This window comes from Streptomyces angustmyceticus (assembly GCF_040701845.1).
GTDB lineage: Bacteria > Actinomycetota > Actinomycetes > Streptomycetales > Streptomycetaceae > Streptomyces > Streptomyces angustmyceticus_A.
On sequence record NZ_JBFBHQ010000030.1, the window covers coordinates 40,560 to 62,847 of the forward strand.

General features: G+C 69.8%; 44 protein-coding genes. 29 read left to right on the top strand and 15 right to left on the bottom strand.

Annotation, left to right across the window (positions count from 1 at the left end):
* The first annotated feature begins 53 nt into the window (after nt 1–53).
* From dnaB to AB0411_RS33800, 12 genes are all read left to right on the top strand, one after another.
* Complete coding sequence (gene dnaB / locus AB0411_RS33745; protein WP_366421053.1) at nt 54–1,442, top strand: replicative DNA helicase; 1,389 nt, start codon at nt 54–56, stop codon at nt 1,440–1,442.
* Nucleotides 1,443–1,634: 192 nt separating this feature from the next.
* Nucleotides 1,635–1,802, top strand: a complete 168-nt coding sequence (locus AB0411_RS33750; RefSeq protein ID WP_366421054.1) for a hypothetical protein — start codon at nt 1,635–1,637, stop codon at nt 1,800–1,802.
* 69 nt (nt 1,803–1,871) lie between these two features.
* The gene (locus AB0411_RS33755) at nt 1,872–2,318 is read left to right on the top strand and encodes a protein kilB (protein WP_366421055.1); all 447 of its coding nucleotides are present in this window, start codon (nt 1,872–1,874) and stop codon (nt 2,316–2,318) included.
* Nucleotides 2,319–2,412: 94 nt separating this feature from the next.
* Nucleotides 2,413–2,814, top strand: coding sequence for a hypothetical protein (locus AB0411_RS33760; RefSeq protein ID WP_366421056.1), 402 nt, complete (start codon nt 2,413–2,415; stop codon nt 2,812–2,814).
* Nucleotides 2,811–3,110 carry a hypothetical protein gene (locus AB0411_RS33765; protein WP_366421057.1) on the top strand — a complete coding sequence of 100 codons (300 nt, stop codon included), beginning with the start codon at nt 2,811–2,813 and terminating at the stop codon, nt 3,108–3,110. Before AB0411_RS33760 ends, AB0411_RS33765 begins: the two co-directional genes overlap by 4 nt.
* 242 nt (nt 3,111–3,352) lie before the next feature.
* Entirely contained in the window at nt 3,353–3,562 is a 210-nt protein-coding gene (locus AB0411_RS33770; RefSeq protein ID WP_366421058.1) for a hypothetical protein, read from the top strand.
* Nucleotides 3,563–4,113: 551 nt separating this feature from the next.
* The gene (locus AB0411_RS33775) at nt 4,114–4,383 is read left to right on the top strand and encodes a hypothetical protein (RefSeq protein ID WP_366421059.1); all 270 of its coding nucleotides are present in this window, start codon (nt 4,114–4,116) and stop codon (nt 4,381–4,383) included.
* 81 nt (nt 4,384–4,464) lie between these two features.
* Nucleotides 4,465–4,947 carry a hypothetical protein gene (locus AB0411_RS33780; RefSeq protein ID WP_366421060.1) on the top strand — a complete coding sequence of 161 codons (483 nt, stop codon included), beginning with the start codon at nt 4,465–4,467 and terminating at the stop codon, nt 4,945–4,947.
* Nucleotides 4,948–5,046: 99 nt separating this feature from the next.
* On the top strand, nt 5,047–5,208 hold the full coding sequence (locus AB0411_RS33785; protein WP_366421061.1) for a hypothetical protein: 162 nt from the start codon (nt 5,047–5,049) through the stop codon (nt 5,206–5,208).
* A 118-nt stretch (nt 5,209–5,326) separates the two neighbouring features.
* Nucleotides 5,327–5,884 (top strand): Uma2 family endonuclease, encoded by a 558-nt coding sequence (locus tag AB0411_RS33790; protein ID WP_366421062.1) that lies wholly within the window; start codon nt 5,327–5,329, stop codon nt 5,882–5,884.
* Between the two features lie 63 nt (nt 5,885–5,947).
* Entirely contained in the window at nt 5,948–6,712 is a 765-nt protein-coding gene (locus AB0411_RS33795) for a hypothetical protein (protein ID WP_366421063.1), read from the top strand.
* Nucleotides 6,713–6,808: 96 nt separating this feature from the next.
* Complete coding sequence (locus AB0411_RS33800; protein WP_366421064.1) at nt 6,809–7,201, top strand: hypothetical protein; 393 nt, start codon at nt 6,809–6,811, stop codon at nt 7,199–7,201.
* On the opposite strand, the gene AB0411_RS33805 is transcribed toward AB0411_RS33800, so the two are convergent.
* Nucleotides 7,167–8,060, bottom strand: a complete 894-nt coding sequence (locus AB0411_RS33805; RefSeq protein WP_366421065.1) for an ATP-dependent DNA ligase — start codon at nt 8,058–8,060, stop codon at nt 7,167–7,169. The two genes, AB0411_RS33800 and AB0411_RS33805, sit on opposite strands and share 35 nt — an antisense overlap.
* 179 nt (nt 8,061–8,239) lie before the next feature.
* Between AB0411_RS33805 and AB0411_RS33810 the strand changes: the two genes are divergently transcribed.
* The 17 genes from AB0411_RS33810 to AB0411_RS33890 all read left to right on the top strand — a co-directional run bounded on the left by AB0411_RS33810 (nt 8,240) and on the right by AB0411_RS33890 (nt 15,114).
* Nucleotides 8,240–8,407 carry a hypothetical protein gene (locus tag AB0411_RS33810; RefSeq protein WP_366421066.1) on the top strand — a complete coding sequence of 56 codons (168 nt, stop codon included), beginning with the start codon at nt 8,240–8,242 and terminating at the stop codon, nt 8,405–8,407.
* Between the two features lie 120 nt (nt 8,408–8,527).
* Nucleotides 8,528–8,689 (top strand): hypothetical protein, encoded by a 162-nt coding sequence (locus tag AB0411_RS33815; RefSeq protein ID WP_366421067.1) that lies wholly within the window; start codon nt 8,528–8,530, stop codon nt 8,687–8,689.
* On the top strand, nt 8,686–8,886 hold the full coding sequence (locus AB0411_RS33820) for a hypothetical protein (RefSeq protein ID WP_366421068.1): 201 nt from the start codon (nt 8,686–8,688) through the stop codon (nt 8,884–8,886). Before AB0411_RS33815 ends, AB0411_RS33820 begins: the two co-directional genes overlap by 4 nt.
* 8 nt (nt 8,887–8,894) lie before the next feature.
* Nucleotides 8,895–9,248 (top strand): hypothetical protein, encoded by a 354-nt coding sequence (locus AB0411_RS33825; RefSeq protein WP_366421069.1) that lies wholly within the window; start codon nt 8,895–8,897, stop codon nt 9,246–9,248.
* A complete protein-coding gene (locus AB0411_RS33830) occupies nt 9,245–9,766 on the top strand; it encodes a hypothetical protein (protein ID WP_366421070.1) in 522 nt (173 codons plus the stop codon). Before AB0411_RS33825 ends, AB0411_RS33830 begins: the two co-directional genes overlap by 4 nt.
* Nucleotides 9,763–10,083 (top strand): hypothetical protein, encoded by a 321-nt coding sequence (locus tag AB0411_RS33835; protein WP_366421071.1) that lies wholly within the window; start codon nt 9,763–9,765, stop codon nt 10,081–10,083. The genes AB0411_RS33830 and AB0411_RS33835 overlap by 4 nt, the downstream gene beginning before the upstream one ends.
* Nucleotides 10,080–10,526 (top strand): hypothetical protein, encoded by a 447-nt coding sequence (locus AB0411_RS33840; protein ID WP_366421072.1) that lies wholly within the window; start codon nt 10,080–10,082, stop codon nt 10,524–10,526. Before AB0411_RS33835 ends, AB0411_RS33840 begins: the two co-directional genes overlap by 4 nt.
* Nucleotides 10,523–10,831, top strand: a complete 309-nt coding sequence (locus AB0411_RS33845; protein WP_366421073.1) for a hypothetical protein — start codon at nt 10,523–10,525, stop codon at nt 10,829–10,831. The genes AB0411_RS33840 and AB0411_RS33845 overlap by 4 nt, the downstream gene beginning before the upstream one ends.
* A complete protein-coding gene (locus AB0411_RS33850; protein ID WP_366421074.1) occupies nt 10,828–11,094 on the top strand; it encodes a hypothetical protein in 267 nt (88 codons plus the stop codon). Before AB0411_RS33845 ends, AB0411_RS33850 begins: the two co-directional genes overlap by 4 nt.
* Nucleotides 11,094–11,261, top strand: a complete 168-nt coding sequence (locus AB0411_RS33855; protein WP_366421075.1) for a hypothetical protein — start codon at nt 11,094–11,096, stop codon at nt 11,259–11,261. The genes AB0411_RS33850 and AB0411_RS33855 overlap by 1 nt, the downstream gene beginning before the upstream one ends.
* Nucleotides 11,261–11,452, top strand: a complete 192-nt coding sequence (locus AB0411_RS33860; RefSeq protein ID WP_366421076.1) for a hypothetical protein — start codon at nt 11,261–11,263, stop codon at nt 11,450–11,452. Before AB0411_RS33855 ends, AB0411_RS33860 begins: the two co-directional genes overlap by 1 nt.
* Nucleotides 11,452–11,754, top strand: coding sequence for a hypothetical protein (locus AB0411_RS33865; protein WP_366421077.1), 303 nt, complete (start codon nt 11,452–11,454; stop codon nt 11,752–11,754). The genes AB0411_RS33860 and AB0411_RS33865 overlap by 1 nt, the downstream gene beginning before the upstream one ends.
* A gap of 411 nt (nt 11,755–12,165) precedes the next feature.
* Complete coding sequence (locus AB0411_RS33870) at nt 12,166–12,969, top strand: MmyB family transcriptional regulator (RefSeq protein ID WP_366421078.1); 804 nt, start codon at nt 12,166–12,168, stop codon at nt 12,967–12,969.
* An 84-nt stretch (nt 12,970–13,053) separates the two neighbouring features.
* A complete protein-coding gene (locus AB0411_RS33875) occupies nt 13,054–14,106 on the top strand; it encodes a type III polyketide synthase (RefSeq protein WP_366421079.1) in 1,053 nt (350 codons plus the stop codon).
* Between the two features lie 74 nt (nt 14,107–14,180).
* Nucleotides 14,181–14,465, top strand: a complete 285-nt coding sequence (locus tag AB0411_RS33880; RefSeq protein ID WP_366421080.1) for a hypothetical protein — start codon at nt 14,181–14,183, stop codon at nt 14,463–14,465.
* Between the two features lie 211 nt (nt 14,466–14,676).
* Entirely contained in the window at nt 14,677–14,802 is a 126-nt protein-coding gene (locus AB0411_RS33885; protein ID WP_366421081.1) for a hypothetical protein, read from the top strand.
* Between the two features lie 12 nt (nt 14,803–14,814).
* Nucleotides 14,815–15,114: a hypothetical protein gene (locus AB0411_RS33890; RefSeq protein WP_366421082.1), complete on the top strand. Its 300-nt coding sequence runs from the start codon at nt 14,815–14,817 to the stop codon at nt 15,112–15,114.
* Nucleotides 15,115–15,169: 55 nt separating this feature from the next.
* Here AB0411_RS33890 and AB0411_RS33895 read toward each other — a convergent pair whose 3' ends face one another.
* From AB0411_RS33895 to AB0411_RS33960, 14 genes are all read right to left on the bottom strand, one after another.
* Complete coding sequence (locus tag AB0411_RS33895) at nt 15,170–15,757, bottom strand: nuclease-related domain-containing protein (RefSeq protein ID WP_366421083.1); 588 nt, start codon at nt 15,755–15,757, stop codon at nt 15,170–15,172.
* Between the two features lie 35 nt (nt 15,758–15,792).
* The gene (locus tag AB0411_RS33900; RefSeq protein WP_366421084.1) at nt 15,793–16,011 is read right to left on the bottom strand and encodes a hypothetical protein; all 219 of its coding nucleotides are present in this window, start codon (nt 16,009–16,011) and stop codon (nt 15,793–15,795) included.
* 113 nt (nt 16,012–16,124) lie between these two features.
* Nucleotides 16,125–16,475: a helix-turn-helix domain-containing protein gene (locus AB0411_RS33905; protein ID WP_366421085.1), complete on the bottom strand. Its 351-nt coding sequence runs from the start codon at nt 16,473–16,475 to the stop codon at nt 16,125–16,127.
* Entirely contained in the window at nt 16,472–16,870 is a 399-nt protein-coding gene (locus AB0411_RS33910; RefSeq protein WP_366421086.1) for a DUF4326 domain-containing protein, read from the bottom strand. Before AB0411_RS33910 ends, AB0411_RS33905 begins: the two co-directional genes overlap by 4 nt.
* A 133-nt stretch (nt 16,871–17,003) precedes the next feature.
* Nucleotides 17,004–17,255: a hypothetical protein gene (locus tag AB0411_RS33915; protein WP_366421087.1), complete on the bottom strand. Its 252-nt coding sequence runs from the start codon at nt 17,253–17,255 to the stop codon at nt 17,004–17,006.
* Nucleotides 17,256–17,257: 2 nt separating this feature from the next.
* Complete coding sequence (locus AB0411_RS33920) at nt 17,258–17,719, bottom strand: hypothetical protein (protein WP_366421088.1); 462 nt, start codon at nt 17,717–17,719, stop codon at nt 17,258–17,260.
* 13 nt (nt 17,720–17,732) lie between these two features.
* Nucleotides 17,733–18,053 (bottom strand): helix-turn-helix domain-containing protein, encoded by a 321-nt coding sequence (locus AB0411_RS33925; protein WP_366421089.1) that lies wholly within the window; start codon nt 18,051–18,053, stop codon nt 17,733–17,735.
* Between the two features lie 84 nt (nt 18,054–18,137).
* Nucleotides 18,138–18,938, bottom strand: a complete 801-nt coding sequence (locus AB0411_RS33930) for a phosphoadenosine phosphosulfate reductase domain-containing protein (protein ID WP_366421090.1) — start codon at nt 18,936–18,938, stop codon at nt 18,138–18,140.
* Between the two features lie 98 nt (nt 18,939–19,036).
* Nucleotides 19,037–19,258: a hypothetical protein gene (locus tag AB0411_RS33935; RefSeq protein WP_366421091.1), complete on the bottom strand. Its 222-nt coding sequence runs from the start codon at nt 19,256–19,258 to the stop codon at nt 19,037–19,039.
* Between the two features lie 156 nt (nt 19,259–19,414).
* Nucleotides 19,415–19,891, bottom strand: a complete 477-nt coding sequence (gene ssb, locus AB0411_RS33940; RefSeq protein WP_366421092.1) for a single-stranded DNA-binding protein — start codon at nt 19,889–19,891, stop codon at nt 19,415–19,417.
* A gap of 26 nt (nt 19,892–19,917) precedes the next feature.
* Nucleotides 19,918–20,703, bottom strand: a complete 786-nt coding sequence (locus AB0411_RS33945) for a hypothetical protein (protein WP_366421093.1) — start codon at nt 20,701–20,703, stop codon at nt 19,918–19,920.
* Nucleotides 20,704–20,708: 5 nt separating this feature from the next.
* The gene (locus AB0411_RS33950) at nt 20,709–21,503 is read right to left on the bottom strand and encodes a WhiB family transcriptional regulator (protein WP_366421094.1); all 795 of its coding nucleotides are present in this window, start codon (nt 21,501–21,503) and stop codon (nt 20,709–20,711) included.
* Entirely contained in the window at nt 21,500–22,042 is a 543-nt protein-coding gene (locus tag AB0411_RS33955) for a RusA family crossover junction endodeoxyribonuclease (RefSeq protein ID WP_366421095.1), read from the bottom strand. The genes AB0411_RS33950 and AB0411_RS33955 overlap by 4 nt, the downstream gene beginning before the upstream one ends.
* Entirely contained in the window at nt 22,039–22,275 is a 237-nt protein-coding gene (locus tag AB0411_RS33960; RefSeq protein ID WP_366421096.1) for a hypothetical protein, read from the bottom strand. The genes AB0411_RS33955 and AB0411_RS33960 overlap by 4 nt, the downstream gene beginning before the upstream one ends.
* Nucleotides 22,276–22,288: the final 13 nt, after the last annotated feature.

The window sequence follows — 22,288 nt, forward strand, 5'->3', positions numbered from 1 at the left end:
CGGGATTCCTTGCCAGGACCGGGCGCCGCAAGACCTCCCACAGGAGATCCACCATGACTGTACTGCCGCACCAGGCCGCGGGCGCGCCCGACGACTACCAGGACAACGGCACCGCCCTCGGCCGCACTCCCCCGCACGACCTCGGCGCGGAGAAAGCCGCCCTCGCCGCCATGATGTTCTCCCCCGAAGCCGTCATCGACTGCCAGGGCGCCGTCCGCGAGGAGGACTACCTCCTGCCCAAGCACCGGATCCTCCACAGCCTCATGGTCGAGCGCCACGGCAAGGGCCTGCCCAACGCCTGGCCGCTGCTCGCCGACGAGCTGGAGCAGCGCGGCCTGCTCAAAGAGGCCGGGGGCAGCGACTACCTGACCGAAGTATCGATGGCCTTCGAGACCGGGGCCGTCGGATGGCACTACGCCGAGATCGTCCACCGCAAGGGCGTCCTGCGACGCCTCACCGAGGCCGGCGTCCGCATCACCCAAGCCGGATTCCGCGGCGAAGGGACCGTCGACGAGCTGGTCGCGCAGGCCGCCGCCGAGATCTCCACCGTCGCCGAGGGCGCCTCCAGCAGCGACGACCACGACTTCGTGCTCCCCGCCGAAGCACTCGCTGACGCCCTCGACTACATCGAGCAGGCCCGCCACCGGAAGGGAATCTCCGGACTGGCCACCGGCTACGTCGACTTCGACGAGCTCACCCAGGGGCTCCAGCCCGGCCAGCTCATCGTCATCGCCGGCCGGCCCGGCATGGGCAAATCCACCGTGGCCATGGACATCGCCCGCAACTGCGCCATCAAGCAAGGCGTCCCGGGAGCGTTCATCTCCTTGGAGATGCCGGTCCGCGAGCTGATGATGCGGCTCATCTCCGCGGAAGGCGGCGTGGCCCTCCACCACATCCGGTCCGGGCAGATGACCACCGAGGACATGGCCAAGATGGACAAGGCCATCCCGAAGATCTACGGGGCGCAGCTGCACATCAACGACTGCGAGCGCACCTACACCGCGATCCAGGCGAAGCTGCGCCGACTGAAGGCCAAGCACCCCGACATTGGCGTCATCGTCATCGATTACTTGCAGCTCATGAAGCTCGGCGGCCACCGGCCGGAGTCCCGGCAGCAGGAAGTCTCCGAGATCAGCAGCAGCTTGAAGCTCCTCGCCAAGGAGCTCCAGGTGCCGATCATCGCTCTCGCGCAGCTCAACCGCGGGCCGGAGATGCGCACCGACAAGAAGCCGGCGGTCTCGGACCTGCGGGAGTCCGGTGCGATCGAGCAGGACGCAGACATCGTCATCTTGCTGCACCGCGATGACGCTTACGAGGCGGAGTCCCCGCGCGCCGGGGAAGTCGACCTCATCGTCGGTAAGCACCGGAACGGGCCGACGGCAACGATCACCGTCGCGTCGCAGCTGCATTACAGCCGATTCGTCGACATGGCGCAGACCTGACCAACGGGGTGCCCGTGGGGTGGCCTTCGGGCCACCCCACTTCACCGAACCTGTTGTGCCGACCCTCGAAAGGTGTCATGCTGTGAGTGCCCCGCCGGTGACGCTAACACCGACGGGGCCCAGCACCCCTGGCTCCTGAAGGAAGCACAGGGCGCACCCAGCGTCCCGTACACACCTTCCCGGAGCTAGATCATGTCCAGCCATTTCGCCGCGCCTGAACCGCACGGCCACCACGCCCTCACCATCACCCTGTTCGCCGCCGCCATCCTCACCAAAGGCGACATGGAGAAGCTCCTCCTGGCCCTGAACGCCGCGCCCCTCATCGCCCCGCACATTGCACGGTTAACGGGGCGTCGATAAGCCCGCGGGGCGACCTTCGAGTCGCCCCGCGGCCGGCCCGCCCACCACCTCGACTCGCGGAGGTTCACCATGTGGCAGTCCATCATCGCGATCCTCGGCACCCTGGCCGGCGTCTCCGTCACCGCCTGGTTTCAGCAGCGCGGACAACGCGCCGAACGCACCGCCACCGCGGCCGCCGCGCACCGCAGGGACGCGCTGGACGCCGTGACCGACCTCGTCACCGCGCTCGCCGACCACCGCCGCACCATGTGGCTCCGCGAGGACGCCCGGCTCTCCGGCGCCGACTGGGCCGCGTTCCGGGCCGACTCGCACGTCACCCGGGCCGCGATCACCGCGCCCGCCGTCCGTGTCACCGTCCTCCTGCCGGGCCTCGCCGCCACCGTCCAGGCCGCGGCGGCCGCCACCTACGCGATGCGCAACGCCACCGACCACGACACCCTCAACACCGCCCGCGAGGACGCCATCACCGCCACCGACCGGCTCACCCACGCCGCCGGTGGACTCCTCGCCGCATGACCCCGGCGCCGCACCCGCGGCACCCGCTCCCCCGCGGCCGGGGCAACGAACCCCGCTGACCGCGGAACCATGAACCCTCAAGAGAGGAGCACCAATGACCCTCGGCGGCTGCGACGCCCTGTACGACGAAGCCCGAAACGAACCCGCCTTCTCCAACTCCGACGAGGGGCTCGGCTGGATGGAGAACTGGTGCGGCCGCTGCATCCACGACAAGGCCCAGCGCGCCGAGACCCCAACCGGCCCCGGCTGCCCCCTCGTCATGGTCGCCCTCATGGGGCGCCGGCCCATCCAGTGGCTCGACGGCCCCCGCGACGAACACGGCCGCTACTCCATCGCCGACCAGTACCACTGCGTCGAGTACCGCCACGAAGATGATGGGCCCGCCGAACCCCAGCCCATCCCGGACCCGCCCGGCCAACTGACGCTCGCACCACGCACCGACTACGAGGGCGTGCGAATGCTCACCCAGCCCGCACCAGAGGCCGTGACCGCATGAGCGACACCGCACCCATCCTCGAAGAGATCTACGCCCTGCCTGCCGCCGACGTACCGCCGCACAGTGCCCGCGAGGAGATCGTGGCCGCCGCGAAGACACTGCGCGCACGAAAGGATTGGGCCACCGACACCCTCATGCAGTGGCTCGTCGACACCGCCACGCTCCACGAGAGCGACGACGCCGGCCGATGCGACCGCGACGGCGACCAGTGGCCCTGCCACGACATCCAGGCCGCACAGAAGGTCGCCGAAACCATCCACATCATCGGGCCTACCCCGCTCGGCGACATCCTGTAACCGTCGCGCCTCTCCGCTAGAATCCAGGCATCCGGTGGGCTCTCCTCGCCGGGACAAGTGGACAACGCAGCAAGTGGAAGCCCCGGTAGCCGCCAAGCACTGACCGGGGCTTCTTGCTGTGCTGGTTTCGGCCGGGGCGCCGTTTTCACGACAACCTCCCGGCGTTCGAAAGACACCCCGGCCCCACCAGCGGTACACCATCCCCAGACCGCCACCCGGCGGACGTGGGAGGGGACCGCTGGATGCTCACGATCAACCTGGCCGTGCTGCTTGTCGCCATCGTCATCTGGCGGATCCGCCGGCCCGTCGAGCCCCGCACCCGACTGGACCAGATGTTCGGCATCACGGTGATCCTCGTCCTCGGGCTGCTCCTCGCACCCACCGCGTTCGGTCACAGCGTCCTCGGCGCCGTCCGGCAGCTGGTGGAGGGCATCGCGAAAGCGAGCCACTGACCAGCACCCCTGCTTCAGCCGAGGCGCCGCCAGGGGTCCGGCGTACGGTGGAGGTATGGCCGGGCACGCCCGCCGGTGCGGGCACTGCTACAAGCCGCTGCGGGCCACCGCCCGAGCGGACGCGGTCTACTGTGGGCCAGCCTGCCGGGTCGCGGCCGCCCGCTTCCGCCAGCACTTCGACGAGGCCGTCCGGATCGGCTGCGCGCTCGTCTCCGGCGACAAGACCAGCGTCTCCCGCCAGTGCCCCGTCTGCGGGCACTGGTTCATCCCGGGCCATGGGCACCGGCGGGACGCCATCTACGACGAGCCGGCATGTAGGACCGCGGCGTGGAGGGCCCGTCGACGGGCGGCGGAGCCGCTACGCGAAGCCGTCACAGACAACCCAGACGTGACGGGGCCGCGTACGCGTGCAAGCCGATGACCTGCACGGACGGAGGAGGCTTTCACACCCTCCCGCAGAAGCGGCAACGTAGGCGAGTTCGCGCTCTTGCCGGGCCCCGGGCATCCCGTCACCGTGTGGTGCACTACCGGACAAACCGCAGGGGGACCCGTTGGCCGGCACCACCACACCCGCACCCCGCTCACGCGCACTCGCCCTGACCGTCCGCGCCTGGCAAGGACGCGCCCTCCTCGCCTGGGCCCGCATCCTCCAGCACACCGTGGCCGGTGACGCCCGGAGGCAGCAGCACGTAGCCCGCCGCAACCGTGCCATCCGTGCCGCCCACGCCCGCGGCGTCCCCAAGACCACCCTCGCCCGCGCCACCGGCCTGAGCGAAGCAACCGTCGGGCAGGCCCTGAAGGGCGAGCCGACCAACGACTGACCCGTCACCACGCCCCGGTCGCCAGCCGGGGCGCGGCCGTGCAGGGGCAACGGTTCCCCGAAACGCGGCCACGCTGAAGGCATGACCTCCTCACGCGACCACCGGCACCGCGCCCACGCCGTCAGCGCCTACGCCACCAAGTTCACCGCGTCCTTCATCCTCGGCGCCTTCGTCGGCATCGCCCTCCGCCTGCTCGTCGAAAACCCCAAGCACCCACTGTGGGCAGACGCCCTCCTGTTCGGCGGCATCGTGCTCGCCGTGGACGCCGCCGGCACGACAGCCAGCATGGCGTGGCTCAGGCTCCGCGGTCGCGGCCAGCTTCCGACGAACGTCCGCGCCGTCCAGAACGAACTCCTCGCCGAATACCACCGGCGCGGCACCCGATACGACAGCGGCGCCATTACCAACCCGAATATCCTTCAGAACGTCGCCGGTGAGCTGGTGGGGCTGCGAACCGCGATCGGGGTCGCCCACGGGTACCAGGCCGACACCCCCGAGGCGCACGATGCCGCCAAGCGCCTGTACGCGGCGTGGCTGTACCGGAAGGGCCACACGGGTGACTGACGGCCGCTCCCCGGCCTCCCGGTAGCCCAGCGCGGGCCGGACGTGTGCGCCCCGTTCACGCCCTCCCGGCCTGGCCTGCGCCCCGCGATGATGCTGCCCATGCCCGACGATCACTGCTCGAAGTGCTGCCCCGTCGAACCGCCCAAGCCCGAGGTGCCCGCGCCGTGGCCGTTGGGGGCGCTGGTGTGGCTCGGCATCATCCTCGGCGTCGGCGGCGGCACCTACCTGCTCGTGATGTGGGCCGTGTCCAGCGCGTTCTGACGCACCCCGCCCCGCACCCTCCGCCGGGCGGGGCGTTGTCGTGCCGTACGGGCCCGCCGTGGCGTTGAATAGCCGTGAGTACCCCCACCGCCCCGCGGCCAGCCGAAGGACGGACCCCGTGAGCGAAGCGCCCGCCGACTACAGCAACGGCGTCGACCCCGAACGCGCCCTCAAATACGCGCTGCAGCACATCCGCGGCGACCGCGCCCAGATCATCGAAGGGGTAATCGAGCCGGTGTCGCCGACCTGGGACCACGAAGCCGCCGCCGAGACGATCCGCGACCAGATCCGCGCACGCGCGAGGGAGCTGGACTGCGTCACCGGATCCGGGAACCTGGACCTGCCGGGGTCCTCCAACTGGTACGTGCCGGACATTGCGGTGGTGCCGGCCGCGGCCGCGAAGGGCGCGGGGGCACTGCTGCCCGCGGACACTCTCCTCGTCGTCGAGGTCACGAGCGAGTCGAACGCGGAGACCGACCGGGTCGTGAAGCGGCGCCGGTACGCGGAGTACGGGGCGCCGCTCTACCTGCTGGTCGACCGTCAGGAGCGGTCGGTGACTCTGTACTCGGAGCCCGGCGAGCTCGGCTACACCCGGGCGGACGGTCCGCACCCCTACGGCGTGACGGTGCGGCTTCCGGAGCCGTTCGGTCTCGAGCTGGACACCGCCGGCCTGTAGCCGGTGAGCTGGCCGTCGTCTGGCAGGGGCAATGCCCGGCCGGATCCCCGCCAGCATGGACGGATGCCAACTCTCCCCGCACACCTCTCCGCCGCCCACACCCGCGGCCTCCCCGCCACCAGCCCCGCAGCCCCCACCGCCGAAGCCGTCCCCGCACCGCGGACCGCGACCACCGACACCGCCACCGGCGGCCTCACCTCCAAGGGCCCCATATTCGCCGGCACCGGCTGGCGCATCACCGCACAGTTCCGCACCTACTGCCTGTCCCCCACCCAGCAGTACGTGATCACGTTCCCCACGCAGGCCCTCAAAGACCGGTACGTGCCGTACCTCACCACCGCCGTCAACCAACTGACCGCCCTCGGCCTCAACCTCAGCTTCGGCGGCATCGAAACCCCCGACTACAACACCGTCCCGCCCCGCGGCCACATCCAATACGCAGAGGCCTACCGGCCCCTCGGCACCGCCGGCTACTCCCAAGGCCTGCCCTGCTACAACACCGCCGACAACTCCGTGTGGGGCGGCTACGTGCGGATCGACTCCGAGTACTGGGACGGAACCTGGAGCATCAGCCCCGTCGTACTGAAGAACGCCCTGGTGCATGAGCTGGGGCACGCCCTGGGCCTCGATCACTGCAACAGCGACCTGAACAGCGACGGGACGATCGCGTCGTACGAGGCGGTGAAGGACCCTTCGACCGGCTGCACCCCGATCATGACCAGCCCCAACGGCGGCTACCAAGACTCCCGCGCCGGCCAATTCACCCCGTACGACCTGAACGGCTTCAAGCAGCTCCTCGCCAACGCCCCCATCCTCGGCGTCGCCTGACCCCACCCCGGCCCCGAACCGGATCCCCTGAACAGAGCCCGTTGTCAGTGCCTGCTGCCACACTCCCGGACAAACGCCCCACCCCGGGAGGACACCGTGCGCATCGACCGCGACCCCGCGCTCATCGCCTACCAGGCCGCGGACGAATGCCGCGCCCTCGTCACCGCCACCACCAAGCCCGCGCAGCTCGGGACGGTCGAGGAGGTGCGGGACGTCACCGAGGGCCTGCAGCTGGCCGTGAACCAGCTCCCCCAGGCGATCCGGCAGGCAGCAGCCGCACTCCGCTCCCTCGAGGAACAAGCCGTCGTCCACCGCGCCGACGGCACCGACCCAGGCGAAGACGTCTCCCTCGCCCTACGAGCACTCCTCAACACCGAGGTCGGCCTCACCGTCGCACGGGCAGCCCTACGCGAGGCCATGACCGCCCTCACCCGCATCCACGGGCCCGCCACCGTCACCCCAGGTCCGGGCGCAACCGCCGCACCGTGACATGCCGATGCCGCGTCGTCCCCACCTCCACCTCCACCGGCATCACCTGCCGCAGCACCTGATACTGCGTACCGTCCCGCAGCCACTCCACCCCACCTGCAGCGTCGCCCGCCACCTCGAGGGCCTGCGCCAGCAGACGCGACAGGGCGACGTCCAGCGGCGTCGACAGCAGTAGCCGGCCGCCACCCACGTCCACCACGGCCCGCTTCGGCCGGGACGCCGACCCGGTGAAGCCCACCGCGAGGGCGTCCTGCGCCCGCGTGTGCCGGACCTTCACCCACGCCCGCCGGCCCGCCGGATACCTGCCGCTGGTCCGCTTGGCGACAATCCCCTCGATGCCCTGCCCGCGCAGGGCCTCCAGCCACTCCAGGGCCTCCTCCCGGCTCGTGGTGGACGGCACCGCCTGCAGGGGCGGCCCCAGGGGCTCCAGGACGGCCAGGAGCCGCACGCGGCGCTCCTTGTACGGCCGCGCCCGCAGGTCCTCGCCCTCCACCGCCAGAGCGTCGAACGCCGCGTACGAGGCGGGCAGTTGCGAGGCCAGCAGCCGGGCCCGAATTGGTGACGACAGGGCTCGTTGCTGGACTGCGGTGAAGTCGACGTGGCCTTCCTGGTAGATGACGGCCTCCCCGTCGAGGACGGTGCCGGGCGGCAGTCGCTCGGCGGCCTGGGCGAGGTCGGGGAAGCTCGTGGTCACCGAGCGGTGGGAGCGGCCGGCCTGGAGCCGAGCGCGGCCTTCCGCGGGGCGCGCCACGATGACGCGGTGCCCGTCGAACTTCGGCTCGTACGCCCAGCCGGGCCCGGAGGGCAGGTCGGTGGCGGCTTCGGCGAGGGCGACGGTGACGGGCAGTCGGAGCGGCATGCCAGGGCAACGAGGCCTTGCGGTGGCCGTCACCCGGGTGTGGACCGTACGGACAACCACTTCACTGAACCTGTTGTGTTGACCCTCGAAATCTGTCATGCTGTTCTCATCGCAAACGGGCCCCACCCCGAGAGCGGCCGAACCACCACAAACCGGCCCGCACTCCCCGAGGAGACGACATGGCCCGCGCCACCTACCTCACCGCCCCCACCACCGACCTCGTCGGACAGCGCAGCATCTGCCTCCGCCCCGAGCACGCCGCACGCCCCGCAGTCCACGAGGCGCTCCTGGACATCGCCGACCGGATCAGCGACGAACTGGACAGCCGGGACGAAGGCGAGCACTGATCCCCCACACCCACCGACCGCGGCCCGCGTCCCTACCCCCAGGGCGCGGGCCGCCCCATTCCGGGGCAATACCCCCACCCAAACCACGCCAGCATGAACACCCGCCCCAAGGAGCCCCGCATGACCGACCACCGCGACGACGACTACGACGCCGTACCCCTGCGCCCCGTCACCAACGACGAGATCGACGCGCTCCCCGTCCTTGACCTCGACGACGCGCCGAACCCGCCCTACGGCCTGCCGGCCGACGCCGCCTCCTGGAGCGACTGGTGCGGCGCATGACCGCCGTACTGAGCACCGCCGACTGGCTCGACACAGACGAGCACCGCGACCAGGCATGGAACCTCCACCAGCGCATCACCGCCCAGCACGGCCCGTACATCGCCGCCGCATGGCTCATCGGCGCCAGCCCCCGCCCCACCCACCACGGCCACAGCGCAGACGTCCGCGCAGCCGCACACGCCCACCTCGACCACTAAGGAGCCCCATGACCAGACGCCTCGCACTCGCCGTGGCCGCGCTGATAGCCGGCCTGACGCTCACCGCCTGCGGCACCACCCCCGACACCAGCAGCCCCGACGACACAACCGACTACACCACCACCGCCACCGTCGACCCCGCCGACGACTCGACCCACACCAGCCACCGGCGGGAACTCACCCGCATGTCCATCGACGTCACATGGGACGCATCCACCCCCGCCGACCAGCGCAACATGTGCAACGGCATCACCCTGTTCGGCACCGACTGGGCCGCCGACGAGCTCCGTCGGGGCGCAGGCAACGACAGCCTCGACTGGGACTACGCCGCGCAGATCATCCAAGGAAAGTGCGGACTATGACCAGCACCCACCCAGAGCAGGACACCGACGAGCAGGTCGAGCAGCTGGCCCGCGGCCTGGCTGGCGCAGCCCACATCAACCCCCAACGCACCGTTCCCGCCTGGGACGACCTCACCGACACCGACCGGGAGGCGTACCGGGCAGACGCCCTGCGCACCCTGACCGGAGACTGTGAGGTGGCCACGCCCGTGCCAACCGTGAAGGCCGTCCGCTACACCGTCACCTGCCTTCCCGAAGACGACATCAACAGCCACGTCTTCGCCATCGACGTCGTGTACCGCGGCGCCGGACGGTGGGCCGTGCAGCGCGGTGAGCACGCCTGCCTCGGCTCCGACGGCACGTGGGCCCAGGGAGTGAAGGAATACGACCGCGGTGACGAATGGCTGAACGCCCACCGCTTCGGCCTGGAGACCGCGCTGAAGCTGGCCCGCGATGCTGCGCCACACGTCAAGGTCAACGGCTACACGGTCGCCGACGCCATCGCCATGCACACCCAGCACTCCGAGGAGCAGCTGTGACTGACGACCTAACGATCCGCAGCATCCAGGCGGCGGCCTGGGACAACAAGCTCACCAAGGGCTTCAACACCGACGATGTGGCTCTGGAGTTCGGGCTGCTGACCGCCGAGGTGAGCGAGGCGTTCACCGCCTGGCGGAAGAACCTGCCGGACTTCGGCGAGGAGCTTGCCGACATCGCCCTGTACCTGGTGGGGCTGGCCGAGATGGCGGGCATCGACCTTCAGGCGGAGGTCGAACGCAAGATGTCCATCAACCAGCAGCGGGTGTACGAGCGCGCCAGCAACGGCACGCCGATCCGGACGGGAGAAGCCCAGTGACCGACGACCTGCGGCAGCGCATCGCCGACGCCATGGTGCAGTTCTTCGGCGAGCCGTGCAGCGACACCTTCAAGAGCGGCTTGGTCGACGCCGCCGTGTCGGCCCTCAAGCCCGAGCTGGACGAGCTGCTTCACTACCGGAACGCCATCACCTGGGAAACGTCCTGCCTGTCCTGCTCCCGCATCCTCGATAACGCCCGTGCTCGGGAAGAGGAACTGGAACGGACCGTTAACTACCTCAAGCGGAACATCCGCAGGTCACGGGACCAGGTAGACAGCTATGACCAGGAGCTGACCGGCGCGAACTCCGCCCTCGACCGCGTGCGGGCGCTGCACCAGCACAACAGGGACGCCGACTACTGCGACCTGTGCTCCAACCACGGCGACGTCGCATGGCCGTGCGCCACGCTCCGCGCTCTCGAGACACCCAAGGAGTCCCGGTGACCATCGACCCCGCCGCCGAAGTGGCCCGGATCGAAGCCGAGCGCGCCCTGCTCCCCAAGGAGGAACGGCAGCTCCTTGAAGCCGCCGACGCACCTCTGCTGCGCATCCAGCTCCTCTACATGCTGGAGCGCGCCAAGAAGGCCGAGGCCGCCATCGAACGTGTTCAGGAGGACTGCACCCGGCTGGCCCCAGAGCAGCCTGATCCCGTCGAACAGGCCGTGGCCTATGGGGAGGGCTGGAACGCAGCCTTGGACATTGTGCAGCGCACTCTCAACGCCCACTACATCGCACGGGAGAAGCAGTGACCGACCGCCCCGGCCCGAACTTGACGCCCGGATTCGTCAACGAGCCCGGCTCGACCAGCGAACTCCTGCCCGCCGAGATCCTCGCCGCGATCGACGTTCCGCCGTACCTCTCCACCGCCTGCGACACCGCACTCCGCGTCGAACCGGCCGACGTCCCCGACGCCACCGGCTGGGCACGGCGCCTGCACGCGCGGTGCCGGCTCTCGAACAAGTTCACCGGCGCGCCCTGCCCCTGCACCTGCCACGACAAGGAGGGGGCGTGATGGACCCGCTCGACCAGCACCTCGCGGACAGCATCGCCCGCGCCGAGACCGACGGCGTGCTCGACCAGCTCATCGCCGCCAACGACCAGATGCTCGCTGCGCTCCACGAGGTCATCGACGTCGAAGCCGGCCTCCAGCAGATCCTCGACCGCGCCAAGGAGGCGTGATGAGAACCTCCACATGGACCGTGCAGGGCCATGCCGGAACCGAGGCGTGGCGGGACATGACCACCCCCTATATCGACCGGGGCGAGGCCCTCGCGCGGCTGGAGCATTTCAGGGCCGCAGCTCAGCCGTCTGTCAGCTACCGGCTTGTGCGCGAAACCACCGTCGTCACCCGCACCGTCGAGGAGGCGTGATGCCGGAGAAGCCCCCGCTGCCCACCCGGACGTTCGACCCATTTCCCCGCATCCCCGTCGACTCCGCCCCCGGCAGTCCTTTCGCTGACGTTCGCCGGATCGGCGCCAGGGCAGCAACCGGATGGGCCCTCGGAAGCGAAGGACCGTACAAGACGGAAATGCCGCTGGCCGATGTGGTTGACGGGGCGGTCCGCGAGGCGCTGCTGCACCTGCTGGAGCTGGGCTTCATCGACATCGACGAGGACCGGATGCGTTCCGCGCCGGGCTGGCCCATGTACCGCAGCGACACCGAGGAGGCGTGATGCCCGCGACGCGTCGAACGGGGCGTAACCAGCGTGACGGCCGAGTGGGCGGTGGGTGAGGGTTCGGTGACAGCCAGCAATATCATGCGGCCAAGCACCGACAGCACCAACAAGCCCTGCTAGACCTGACGTCAGCGCTCTGTGGCATATGCACGCAACGCAAAAATCGACTGCCGCGCGACGGCCCGGCCCCCGGCCAGCTGCGAATGACCGGAGCGGACCGCCGGCGCTGACAGTCCAAGCGGGCCCGCTCCACAACAGGCTCGCCTGCCACCCGTTTTCCCGGTGACACCAACAGAATCCGTGAACCTTCAACCGTTCGCCAGTGACAAAAGAACACGTGCAAAACCACCACAACCAGAGCACTAGCCACGCGCAGCAATCGCGTGGTAAGGGGGGAGATACCGCCACATGGACACAACGGCACTCAAAGCACTCCTTGAAGGAGCCCGCAAAGAAGCCGACATCGTCCCGCAAGAACGCCTCGACATGCTCGTCAACCGAGGCGTCGGCACCTACCGCGGCATCATCAGCGGCCGCAACAAAACCCCCCGCTTCGATCTCCTCGCCGAGTACGCCCTAGCCCTCAACCTCGACGAGCAGCAGTGGACTGCCGTGTGCAACTACGCCCGCGGCGAGGCCCCGCCCTTCACCCTGTACCAGGACTCCGGCCTCGAGGTCCCCGCGATCTGGCGGGACGTCATCCAAGGCTGCACGGGCCACGTCTCCTACGTCACCGACCGCTCCTGGAACCTCCTCGCCACCAACAAGGCCTTCGACGAGATCTACGAGGCGCTGGAGCGGCCCACCAACATGATGCGGTGGATGCTCCTCTCCCCCGCCGCCCGCGGCATACCCGGCGACCCCACCAAGCCCGGCATCCTCACCGACTGGGCTACCGCCTGGGCCCCCTACGTCCTACCCCAGCTCCGCGCCGCCCGCGCCCGCTTCCGCCGCGACCGGACACTGTTCGAAATCGAGCGGGACGTCATCGCCGACCCGCTCGCCGGCCCCCTCTACGAAGAGCGCGCCAACGCCAGCGTCCACCCCGACGGCGACCGCCGACCCCAGCTCCACCCCCTATACGGGCCGGGCTGGGTGACGATCTGCGCCGCCGAACCCCTCGGCTCCGCCGGCGCCCGCGTGATGGGCGTCTTCTTCACACCCGGCGACATGCCCACCACCGCGCCTGCCCCACTTCGCGCCGCATCGTAAGGATTTCGCCGCACCCCCGGGGTAATCCCGCCACACTTGAGCCCTACGGTAAACCCCTCACCAAAACCCCCCGGGGGAGAGCCAATGCCTGCTCACATCACGCCACCCGCCGTCGTCCACCCCCCACACTGGGTGTCAACCGACGACATCTGCGACAACATCACCCGCCACCACCCCGAGCACCCCCGGCTCGGGGTGGTGCTGCGTGTCATCCGCAACACCGGCGTCCAGCAACGGGCCCTCGCGTATCCCCTCGACAGCGACACAGTCTCCGGGCAGACGGGTCTCGTCGACCGCAACGCGAAAGCCTGGGCCGCCGCCTGCACCCTCGCCGAACAGGCAGCCACGCAAGCCCTCGAGGACGCCGGCCTCCAACCGCGCGACATCGATGCCATCGTCACCAGCCACTCCACCAGCTGGGCCGTCCCACAGATGGACGTGCACCTCATCAACGCCCTCGGCCTACGACCCGACGTGCGGCGCACCGCGCTGACGACCCTCGGCTGCGTCGGCGGCGCCACCGCCCTCTCCAAAGCCACAGACCACGTCGCCGCCCGCCCCGGGTGCCGCGTCCTCGTCGTCGTCGCCGAGGCCATATCGACGATCTACCACCACGCCGACGACACCATCGAAGGCATGATCTACAAGGCTCTGTTCGGAGACTCTGCAGCAGCCTGCATCGTCACCGGCGAGCCCCTCCACCCCGGCCTGCGCATCGACGACACCTGGGAGTACGTCCTCCCTGGCAGCCGCGACAGCAGCTACTGGGGCCGCCTCGACGAGCTCGGCTTCCATTTCGACTCGACTCGTGAGGCCGTCAACGGCCCCGGCCAGGTCATGCCCGCCCTCCGCGACTGGCTCAAGCAGCGCGACGCCCTCGCCACCGACTTCGCCGTCATTCACGCCGGCGGGCCCGCCATCCTCAACGCCGTCCAGCAAGGCCTCGCCCTCACCGCGGAGCAGCTCACCCACTCCTGGGCCAGCCTCGCGCAGGTGGGCAACCTCGGCGGCGCCTCCGTCCTCGACGTCCTGCGCCGCACCCACGACACCCCACCCTCCGACGGCGACCGTGGCGTCATGCTCGCCTACGGGCCCGGGTTCGCCACCACCACACTCACCGGCACCTGGTGCTGCTGACCCAGCCGTGACGCCCCTCCTGGCCGCACCCCGGTAGGGGCAATGAATCCGGCGATCACGTCCAGCATGGACGCATGGCCCCTTCCCCCGAACTCCAACCCGGCGACTGGCACGAGACCCTCGTCGACCTCCTCGCCGCAGGCCGCGGCATACCCGAGGACCGCGCACGCCGCTTCCTCGCCCGGCACGCCGAAGAAGCACGCGCCACCGTCCCGCCACCTGCTGACCAGCGCTCCGATGCGCTGGCCGCCATCGACCGCGTCCAGGCTGTCGCCCGTGAGTGGGAGTTCATGAGCGGCCGCACCGCAGCCCGCAGCGAACTCCTCGCCGCCCTCAACATGCCCGCCAAGGAGCAGTGATGAGAGAGCCGGCCCTGCGCCGTACGACAGCCCTCGGTATCCCCTGCCCCTGGTCAGGAGACGAGAACGATCCCGTGCCGCGCAGCTACAGGGCGTGGTTCTGGCTCTACAAGCACAGCCGGATCTGGCGCCACCGAATCGGTCTTCACGACTACGTGTACGCCCCAGCCCTGAGCGCCCGGCGTTGCACGTGGTGCCATAAGGAGCAGCGGTGAGCGACCGCACGAGCAGCATCGTCGGCGCGGTCCTGGGCGTGGCCGTCGGTGGCATCCTCACCGTGTACGCCGTCCGTGCCGCTGTCGACTGGGCCATCGCACGGGCCGTACGGTCCGGCTGAGACACTGCCGGGGTGTCGACCCCACCCGAGCCCCACGAGGCCGTCGAAGCCCCACCCTGGGCCCCTGCAGAGGGCCCGCCGCCCACCGTGGAGACGTGGCCCCGCCTGTCCCGGCCCGCGCTCCGCATCTGGATTCGCGGCGAGTGGCGGCACTGCCCCGTCATCGCCGTACACCGCTACCGGGACGGCCGGACCGCGGTGCAGGTCGACGTGCACCTCGACTCCACCACCTCGTACCAGGCCCGCACCTACCGCTGGGACCCCAACGCCATGCACATCGCCGCCGCCGGAAACCCGCCGCTCGAACCCTGAACGCACGAAAGAGCCCCACCAAAGGACAGTGGGGCTCTCGAAGGCGGCACCTTCGCTACTGCGCGTACGACGGTAACCGGATCTCCGCCATCCTGGCCAACATCGCCGCCCGGCACGGATCCGCCGACCCGACGTTGCCGCGCAGCAACTCCAGCAGCCGGTCCGCAGGGAACACAGCGACGCCGCGCACGTGGAACCCTGCGCCGTCTACCGGGGCGTTGTGCACCACGATCAGCGGCGTCACCTGCACGCCGAGGGCCTTCGACACCTCCCCCGTCTCCCACAGTGCTGTATCGACCTGCCGGTCCCGGTCGTGGTCGCCGTGCACCAGCCGTCCACCGACGAGGCGCACCACCCGCGGCTGACCTACTTCGTCCCGCGCAGCCCACAGCTTCGTGTCCAGCGTGAACACCTGCCCGTCCGGGCCGACGAGGACATGGTCGACGTTCGCCGAACGCCCCACGCGCCGATCCGGCAGCACGTGCCAGCCCTCGCGCAGCAGTGGCTGGAGCATGGCGTGGGTGCGCTGCTCCCCCGCCGATCCGGCCGCGCAGCGTGCCGCGTGCTGGGCCTTGCGGCGCATCTCCGGCGTCTGCACCCCCACCGCGGCCACCAGGTGCTGCCACCACCGCAGACGGCCCACCTGTCGGCCCCACGCCGCGGCAGACTCGCCCGCGGTCACCGTCCAGCCCCCTTCGACCGCCGGCCGGACTGCCAATGGGACCAGGCCGACGCAGCGCACCCCGCGGCCAGCAGCACAACGACGTTGACGACGAAGAACGTCCACGGCGACGCCTGTGCAGATCCGACGACGAAGACCCACACGACGGCAGCGATAGCACCGACGATCGCGCCGATGGCGATCTCTTGCAGTATCTGCTTGAGGGTTTCGGGCATGACGAGTAGACCCCTTCCAGGGCTGATGTGACGGTGAGTGGTGACGGGCGGGATGCTTCGGGTATCCGCCCGGTGATGGTGTCTAAGATGTCCGGTTCAGCGCGGTGAGTAGGTCACGCAGTGTGGCGGTGGACAGACGTCCCACGCGGAAGCATCTGCACGCCGGCTATCTCCCCCGGAGCGATCAACCCCCGTACGAGCGCTATCGCAACGGCGTGCGTACGGTCGCTGGCGCCGAGCTTCGCGTACGCCCTCCGCAGGCCGTGATTCACCGTGGTGGAGGTGATGCCCAACCAGCGGGCAATCGTCTCGTTGGTGTTGCCGTTGGCTGCGAGGCGCAGCATCTCCAGCTCGCGGCGGGTCAGGTGCGCCCGGTGCTTGGCCGGCTTCCCGTACCGGACTGCCGGGTGGGGCGTCGGCCCGCCGCTGGTCTGCGGCAGGCCCACCTGCACAGGAGCAGTCACAGCGTGCTCCCAGCAGTAACGAGGTCTGCAGGCTTCGGGCTGTGGTCGACGAAGTCCTCCACCGGGCGGGAGCTGTTCGCCACCTCCAGCAGGAAGTCGGCATGGCACGGCTCCGTCAGGGGGCACCAGCACATGAGGTCACGACCTGCGAGCCGCTCGCGAATGACGCGCAGATACTCGACGTCGTGTGTCTCGCTGTTGCGGTAGCTGTCGACGGCCTGCTGACGTGTGAGCGGCTCGTGTGGAGTGCGGTCGACCCACCCGCCGGGGAGAGTCGTCCAGCCGGTGGAACCGACCTTCCAGGGGTTTCCCCAGCCGCTTCCGCGGCCGACGTAGACGGCGCCTTCCGGCTTGCGCCAGCCCTTGGTGCGCAGGCGCTGGATTCGGATGGGCATGTTCAGTTCTCCTTCAGGGTTTGGGGTCGGTTGGTCCAGCGGCGGAGGCAGGCGGCGCGCATGGTGCAGGCGGTCACGCCGCGGTGGACGGTGAAGCCAGTGCGCCCGGCACGGCCACACCACGAGCAGCGGGTCACTCGGCGGCCCTGAAAGCGGCCTTCAGCCAGTCGGCGCTCTCCCGCCGCAGCTGATGGATCTCAGCGGCGGTGACGCGAATGAGGGTGGCCTGGTCCTGGAAGTCGCCGTGGTACGCGCCCAGTCGCCAGGTCCCCGCGCTCAGGCCACCGGCCGGAGCGTCCAGCTCGAGAAGGTTGCCGACGCCGAGGTCCTTGAGATCTCCGTTGTCCAGCTCGATGCTGCTGGTGGCAATGGTCAGGGTGGTCATGGTTAGTTCTCCTCGGCGTAGTCGGGGGTGGTACCGCAGGTGGTGTTGCGGCGGTACGGGAGTCGGCCGGACGGCAGGGGCGCCACACGGGCCGGCATGGCCAACGGCGTCGCCGCCGGCGGAGCGGCGGTGTCCGCGGCCCACAGGCGCACCCACACCCCACCCCGCCGCCAGGAGCATGCGACGATGCCGGGCTCCGAGTAGTCGACCTGCGGCCGCTGCTCAGCGCTGGCGGTCACCGGCTCCAGGCCGTTCGCGAACTCGCACATGGCCTGTTCGGCGTGCGGTCCGGTCACGCGGGCCGTGACCATCGGCGAACCATCCGCGGCAGTCTTCGTCGACCAGGGGGCGAGCAACGCCCCGTACTTCTTGCACGGGCCCGCGAACTTCCAGGCGTCGGCGGCCTGGCGCTGCACCTCGGCGGTAGTCGGCTGCAACGTCTTGGGCAGGGTGGGCAGTGGCATCGGCTCTCCTTGGTCAAGCGGCGGTCTGGGTTCGGTGCTGGGCGCGCCAGCGGTGCACGGTGCGCGGGGCGACGGCGACGACCTCGGCGACGCGTTCAGCGGACATCCCGCGGTCGCTCAGCCCCACGGCGATGAGTCGGCGTTCCAGGCGGGTGGCGCCGTCGGGGACGCGCTGCTGCTCGATGAGGAGCTGGACGTCCATGTCGTCGGCGACGGTCCACTGCGTGAATTCGGGATCGCCCCAGTTGCGGATGCGCTCACGGTGGGTGGAGCAGATGGTCCGGTGGTGGAGTGCGGTGCGTTCGCAGCCGTCGATGCGGCAGGGGCGCTGCATGGCGGGCTCCTTGGGCGGTGTCGGCGGGGCCGGAAGAAAAGGGCCGCCCCTCGCTGGGGGCTTGGGGCGGCAGGTAGGAGAGGGTCAGGCCGCTTCGACGTCGGTGAAGCAGCCGCAACCGCCCCAGTCGAGTTCGTCGAAGGTCGGCTGCTGGGAACGGCTGGCCTCTATGCCCTCGCGCAGAACGGTGAGAGTCAGCGGCTTCGTGTCGCCGCCAGTGCGGTCGCGGAGAATGGACACGTCCTTCCCGAGGAGCCGGCGCATCTTCTGCTCAGCGGCCTCGGCGCGGGCGTACCGCTCGGGGAACACCTCCAGCAGTCGGGCCCACTGGGCCTGACCGCCCTTGACGCAGGAACCACCGCAGTTGTTATGCGCGAAGCCGAGCCGGTACAGGCGCGGCCTGGGAAGTCCCGCAGCCTGAGCCTCTGCGAGCAGCTGCTCCTTGTCCCTGTACGGCGGCTCGGTGAGGGGCATCTCGACTGGCCAGGGCTTCCAGCCCTCGACGATGGCCGGGATGCGGTGAGGCTCGGTCCAGTCGAGGCCGACGTAGACGATCGCGTCGGCGGGGTCGGTGTTCTCCTTCAGCCAGACTCGGCAGGGCTCCTGCTTAAGGGCGTGGGAGCACTGGGCGATGCGGGTGTTGCCAAGCCAGCGGGCGTCTTCGAAGACCTGCCAGGGGTCCCGCTCCCGAGCGTCGGCAACGCGCGTGATCGGCACCCCGAGATGGGCTGATGCCAGGTCGTTGAAGGTGTAGAGGTCTTCGTCCTCGGCGTTGGTGTCGGCGAATAGCAGGGTTGTGTTGGCCTTGCCGTGGCGTTCGACGACGAGCCGGGCGGTGGCCCAGCTGGTGATGCCGCCGGACCACATCACGATGTGCTGGGTCATCTCGGATCTCCAAGGGTTGGTGAAGCACTGGCCGACCGCCCCGCGCTGGGGGCTTGGGGCGGCCGTGGAGCCCCGGGGGACGGGCTCCGGACTGTGGGTCAGGCGGCGGCCGGGAGGGCCGGGGTGGCGGCCTGCGGCTCGGCCGGCAGGACCTGGTAGTCAGCGGCGCGGTAGCCGAAGTCGGCCCACTGGGCGGCCTCGCGCTCGGCGACGTCGCGGAGGCGTGCCCTCAGCTCCCCCTCCATGGCGGCGGGGTAGTCGGTGTGGACGGTGCCGGGGACGGTGTAGCCGTTGGGGTCGATGAGTCGCAGCTCGCGCATGAGCCACCTCCACGCTGTGGGCTTCTGCCCGTTGTGGTCTGACCCCTGAAGCATGACAGATTTCGAGGGTCGACACAACAGGTTCAGTGAAGTGGATGCGATGGGGCAGCAGAAAGGCCCGCCCCCAACCGGGAACGGGCCTACCACCAGCACAGATCAGAAAGGAGGTTCGTCTGAGAACCCGCCGGCCTGCGACTGGCTCGGCGTCGACCACGGGTCATCCGCGCTCGTTGCGCCCTGCGCCTGCCGCGCCTGCTGGAACTCCTGCCGGCCCTGACCATTCGACTTCTCCACCTGCGCCGTGGCGAACCGCAGCGACGGGCCGATGCTGTCCACCAACAGGGCAGCCTCCGAACGCTTCTCGCCGTTCTTCTCCCACGACTCCGTCTTCATCCGGCCGACCACCATCACCTCCATCCCACGCTGCAACGAGGCAGCAACGTTCTCCGCGGCCTGGCCGAACGCCGTACCGCGCACGAAGAACGTCGCGTCGTCGACCCACTGGCCAGCCTGGTCTTTCTTCCGCGAGTTGAACGCCAACCGGACCTTGACGACCGCGCCGCCTGAGGCGCTGAACCTAAGTTCCGGATCTTCGATGAGGCGGGCAACGCCGCTCAACTGGGGAAGGCTCATTACGATCTCCTCTTCAGGTACTTCGGTTAGCTTGCTCGGGCTGTGACAGGGGTTCCGCCGGCGAACTCCACACGCTGCTTCGCGGTGGGCCGGGAGGTCTTCTTCGGGCGGATCGGCCCGCCGAACTGGCGGTAGGTGTCACCGACCGCAATGGCGCTGATGGACTTGCGGGTCACGCCGAACGAGAGGCTGATCGCCTCGTCCGTCTCCTTGCGCGTCGCGGCACGCCGCCGGATCTCGAGGACCTGCTCCTCCGACAGGGCTACCGCGGCGTTGCCGTGCTGCGGGATCGGGAACTCCTCACCCCGCTCCTCGGCCGCCTTGCGGGCCAGAGACACGAACTTCGACGTGGAGTTCTTCGGCAGCCGACGGAGCTCGTCCAGCTGCAGGTAGGTGATGCCGCGCCGGAACGCCTCCGCGATGGCCGCGACCCGCTCCGCGTCCGTCACGGTGACCGGCTTGCCAGCCAGGTACTGCTGTACGGCCGCCTCATCGACGAAGTCGCCCTCCGCTGCAGCCTCGTCCCACACTTCCTCGGCCAGGCCCCGCAGCGTCGTATCCGTGGCCACCTCCGGCTTCACGGGGTTGCCGTGCTCGTCGAACGTCAGCCACCCGAGCAGGGCACTCATCGGCACGTCCGGGTTCACCAGGCCCGCCAGGACCACCAGGAGGTTGTCCCGGTCATCGGAGGTGAGGCGGGCGATGGCCTGGTGGATGTCGCGCTGTCCGCCGTCGCCGTGCACCAGAGTCGTCAGGTGCCCGGCAATCGGCAGGAGACGCTGCACCAGGTCGCCACGCTCCTCAGCTTCCATCCCGCTCACGCCGCCACCGCCTCAGAAACGACCGAATCGACCGGGCCGCCAACATCGCGGTACGACAAGCCCGTAGCGATAGCGCGGATCGTCCGACGGCACACCTTGTACTCCTTGGCCAGCGAGTAGGAACTTGCGCCAGCAGCCGACCGCTGCCGGATCGCCACAACCTGCTCATCCGTGAACGGACGCCGCTTCACCAGCAACTCCTCCGGCACCGACTCGCCACGCTTCACAGCCGAGTGCCGCCACTTCGCCACGTAGTCGAGCGTCGCCCGGGGCGCCAACCCCATCTGCACGTCGATCTCAGCCCACCCCAGACCCTGCCTGCGGTACGCCGCGATCTGCTCGATGCGGGACTCCGGCTTCTTCGGCAGGATCCGCGACGCGAGCTTCAACGTCACGCCACCCACACCCTCACGCTCGGCGATCTCAGCCAGCGGCCGCCCCGACAGCACCGACTCCAAAGCCAGCAGCCGGGCCTCCTCTGCGTCGTACGGCCCGTACCGGCGCGACGAACGCTGCAACCAGGAACGGTCCCCCGCACCCAGGCCGGCCTTCATGCTGCTGCGCGACACGTTCCCCTGCTCCGACGCCATCGCCGACGAAAGGCACTGGGTGAACAGGGGGCACTCCAGGCAGTAGCCCCGGGCTTCCTCCTGATCGCTTGCGGAGGCTTCGTCGTCCCACAGTTGCGGGGGCTGGCGGAGGCAGTCCGGCCGGAAGGGCTTGGCGGCATCGGATCGGGGGTGTGCGGCCTGTCCCGTAGTGCGGCCGGTGTAGGTGGTCGGGGTGCTCATTCGGGGGCTCCTGCGAGGGTGTAGAGGCGGATGATCGCGCCGGGCTGGTCGAGGGCGTCGGGGTGCGGGTGGCCGACGTAGTACTTGGCGAGGTGGTCGTACTGAACGACTCGCGCGTCGTCCTTCCAGGCGCCGGCGGTGGTGAGGGCGTCTTCCGTGGATCGGAGGAGCTTGGAGAGGTCGGGGCTGGAGGCTGGGCGCCAGTGGAGGTGTCGGGACCAGCGGATTCCGGGGGGCCACCAGACGGGGCGGGCGTTGGGCTTGTCGCGGACGGTGAAGGACATTTCGGCGGTGATGGGGCCGTCGATGGCTTGCCAGTTGCTGTAGTGGCGGGTGGCTGCGAGGGCGGCGTCGTGGACTTGTTGGCGCCAGGGCTTGACGCGCTTGGACTGTTCGATGAGGACTGCGCTGATGCGTCCGGAGGCGGCGTTGCGGCGGTGCCCGGCGTACTTCTTGCTGCCCTGGGGTGCTGGTCCGCCGTGGACGACGACGGTGAGGCGCAGGGTGCGCTTCTCAACCTCGGGGGCGGTGAGGGTCATGCGCTGCGCTCCTGGATGTATTGGTGGAGGGGTACGGGGCCGGTGCGGGTTTGGCGGAGGTAGGAGGCGTGGCCGGGGCGTCCGCCTATGTGGGCGTGGGGGCAGTACCGGCACCGGTAAGCGCGCATCCCGGTGTGGCCGGTGCGGCGGAGGCGGCTGGCTTCGCGTTTGGCTTCGGCGTAGCTGAACCACCAGCGTTTGCCGGTGCAGGAGACGTCTCGTTCGTGGGCCATGGGGTGCGCTCCT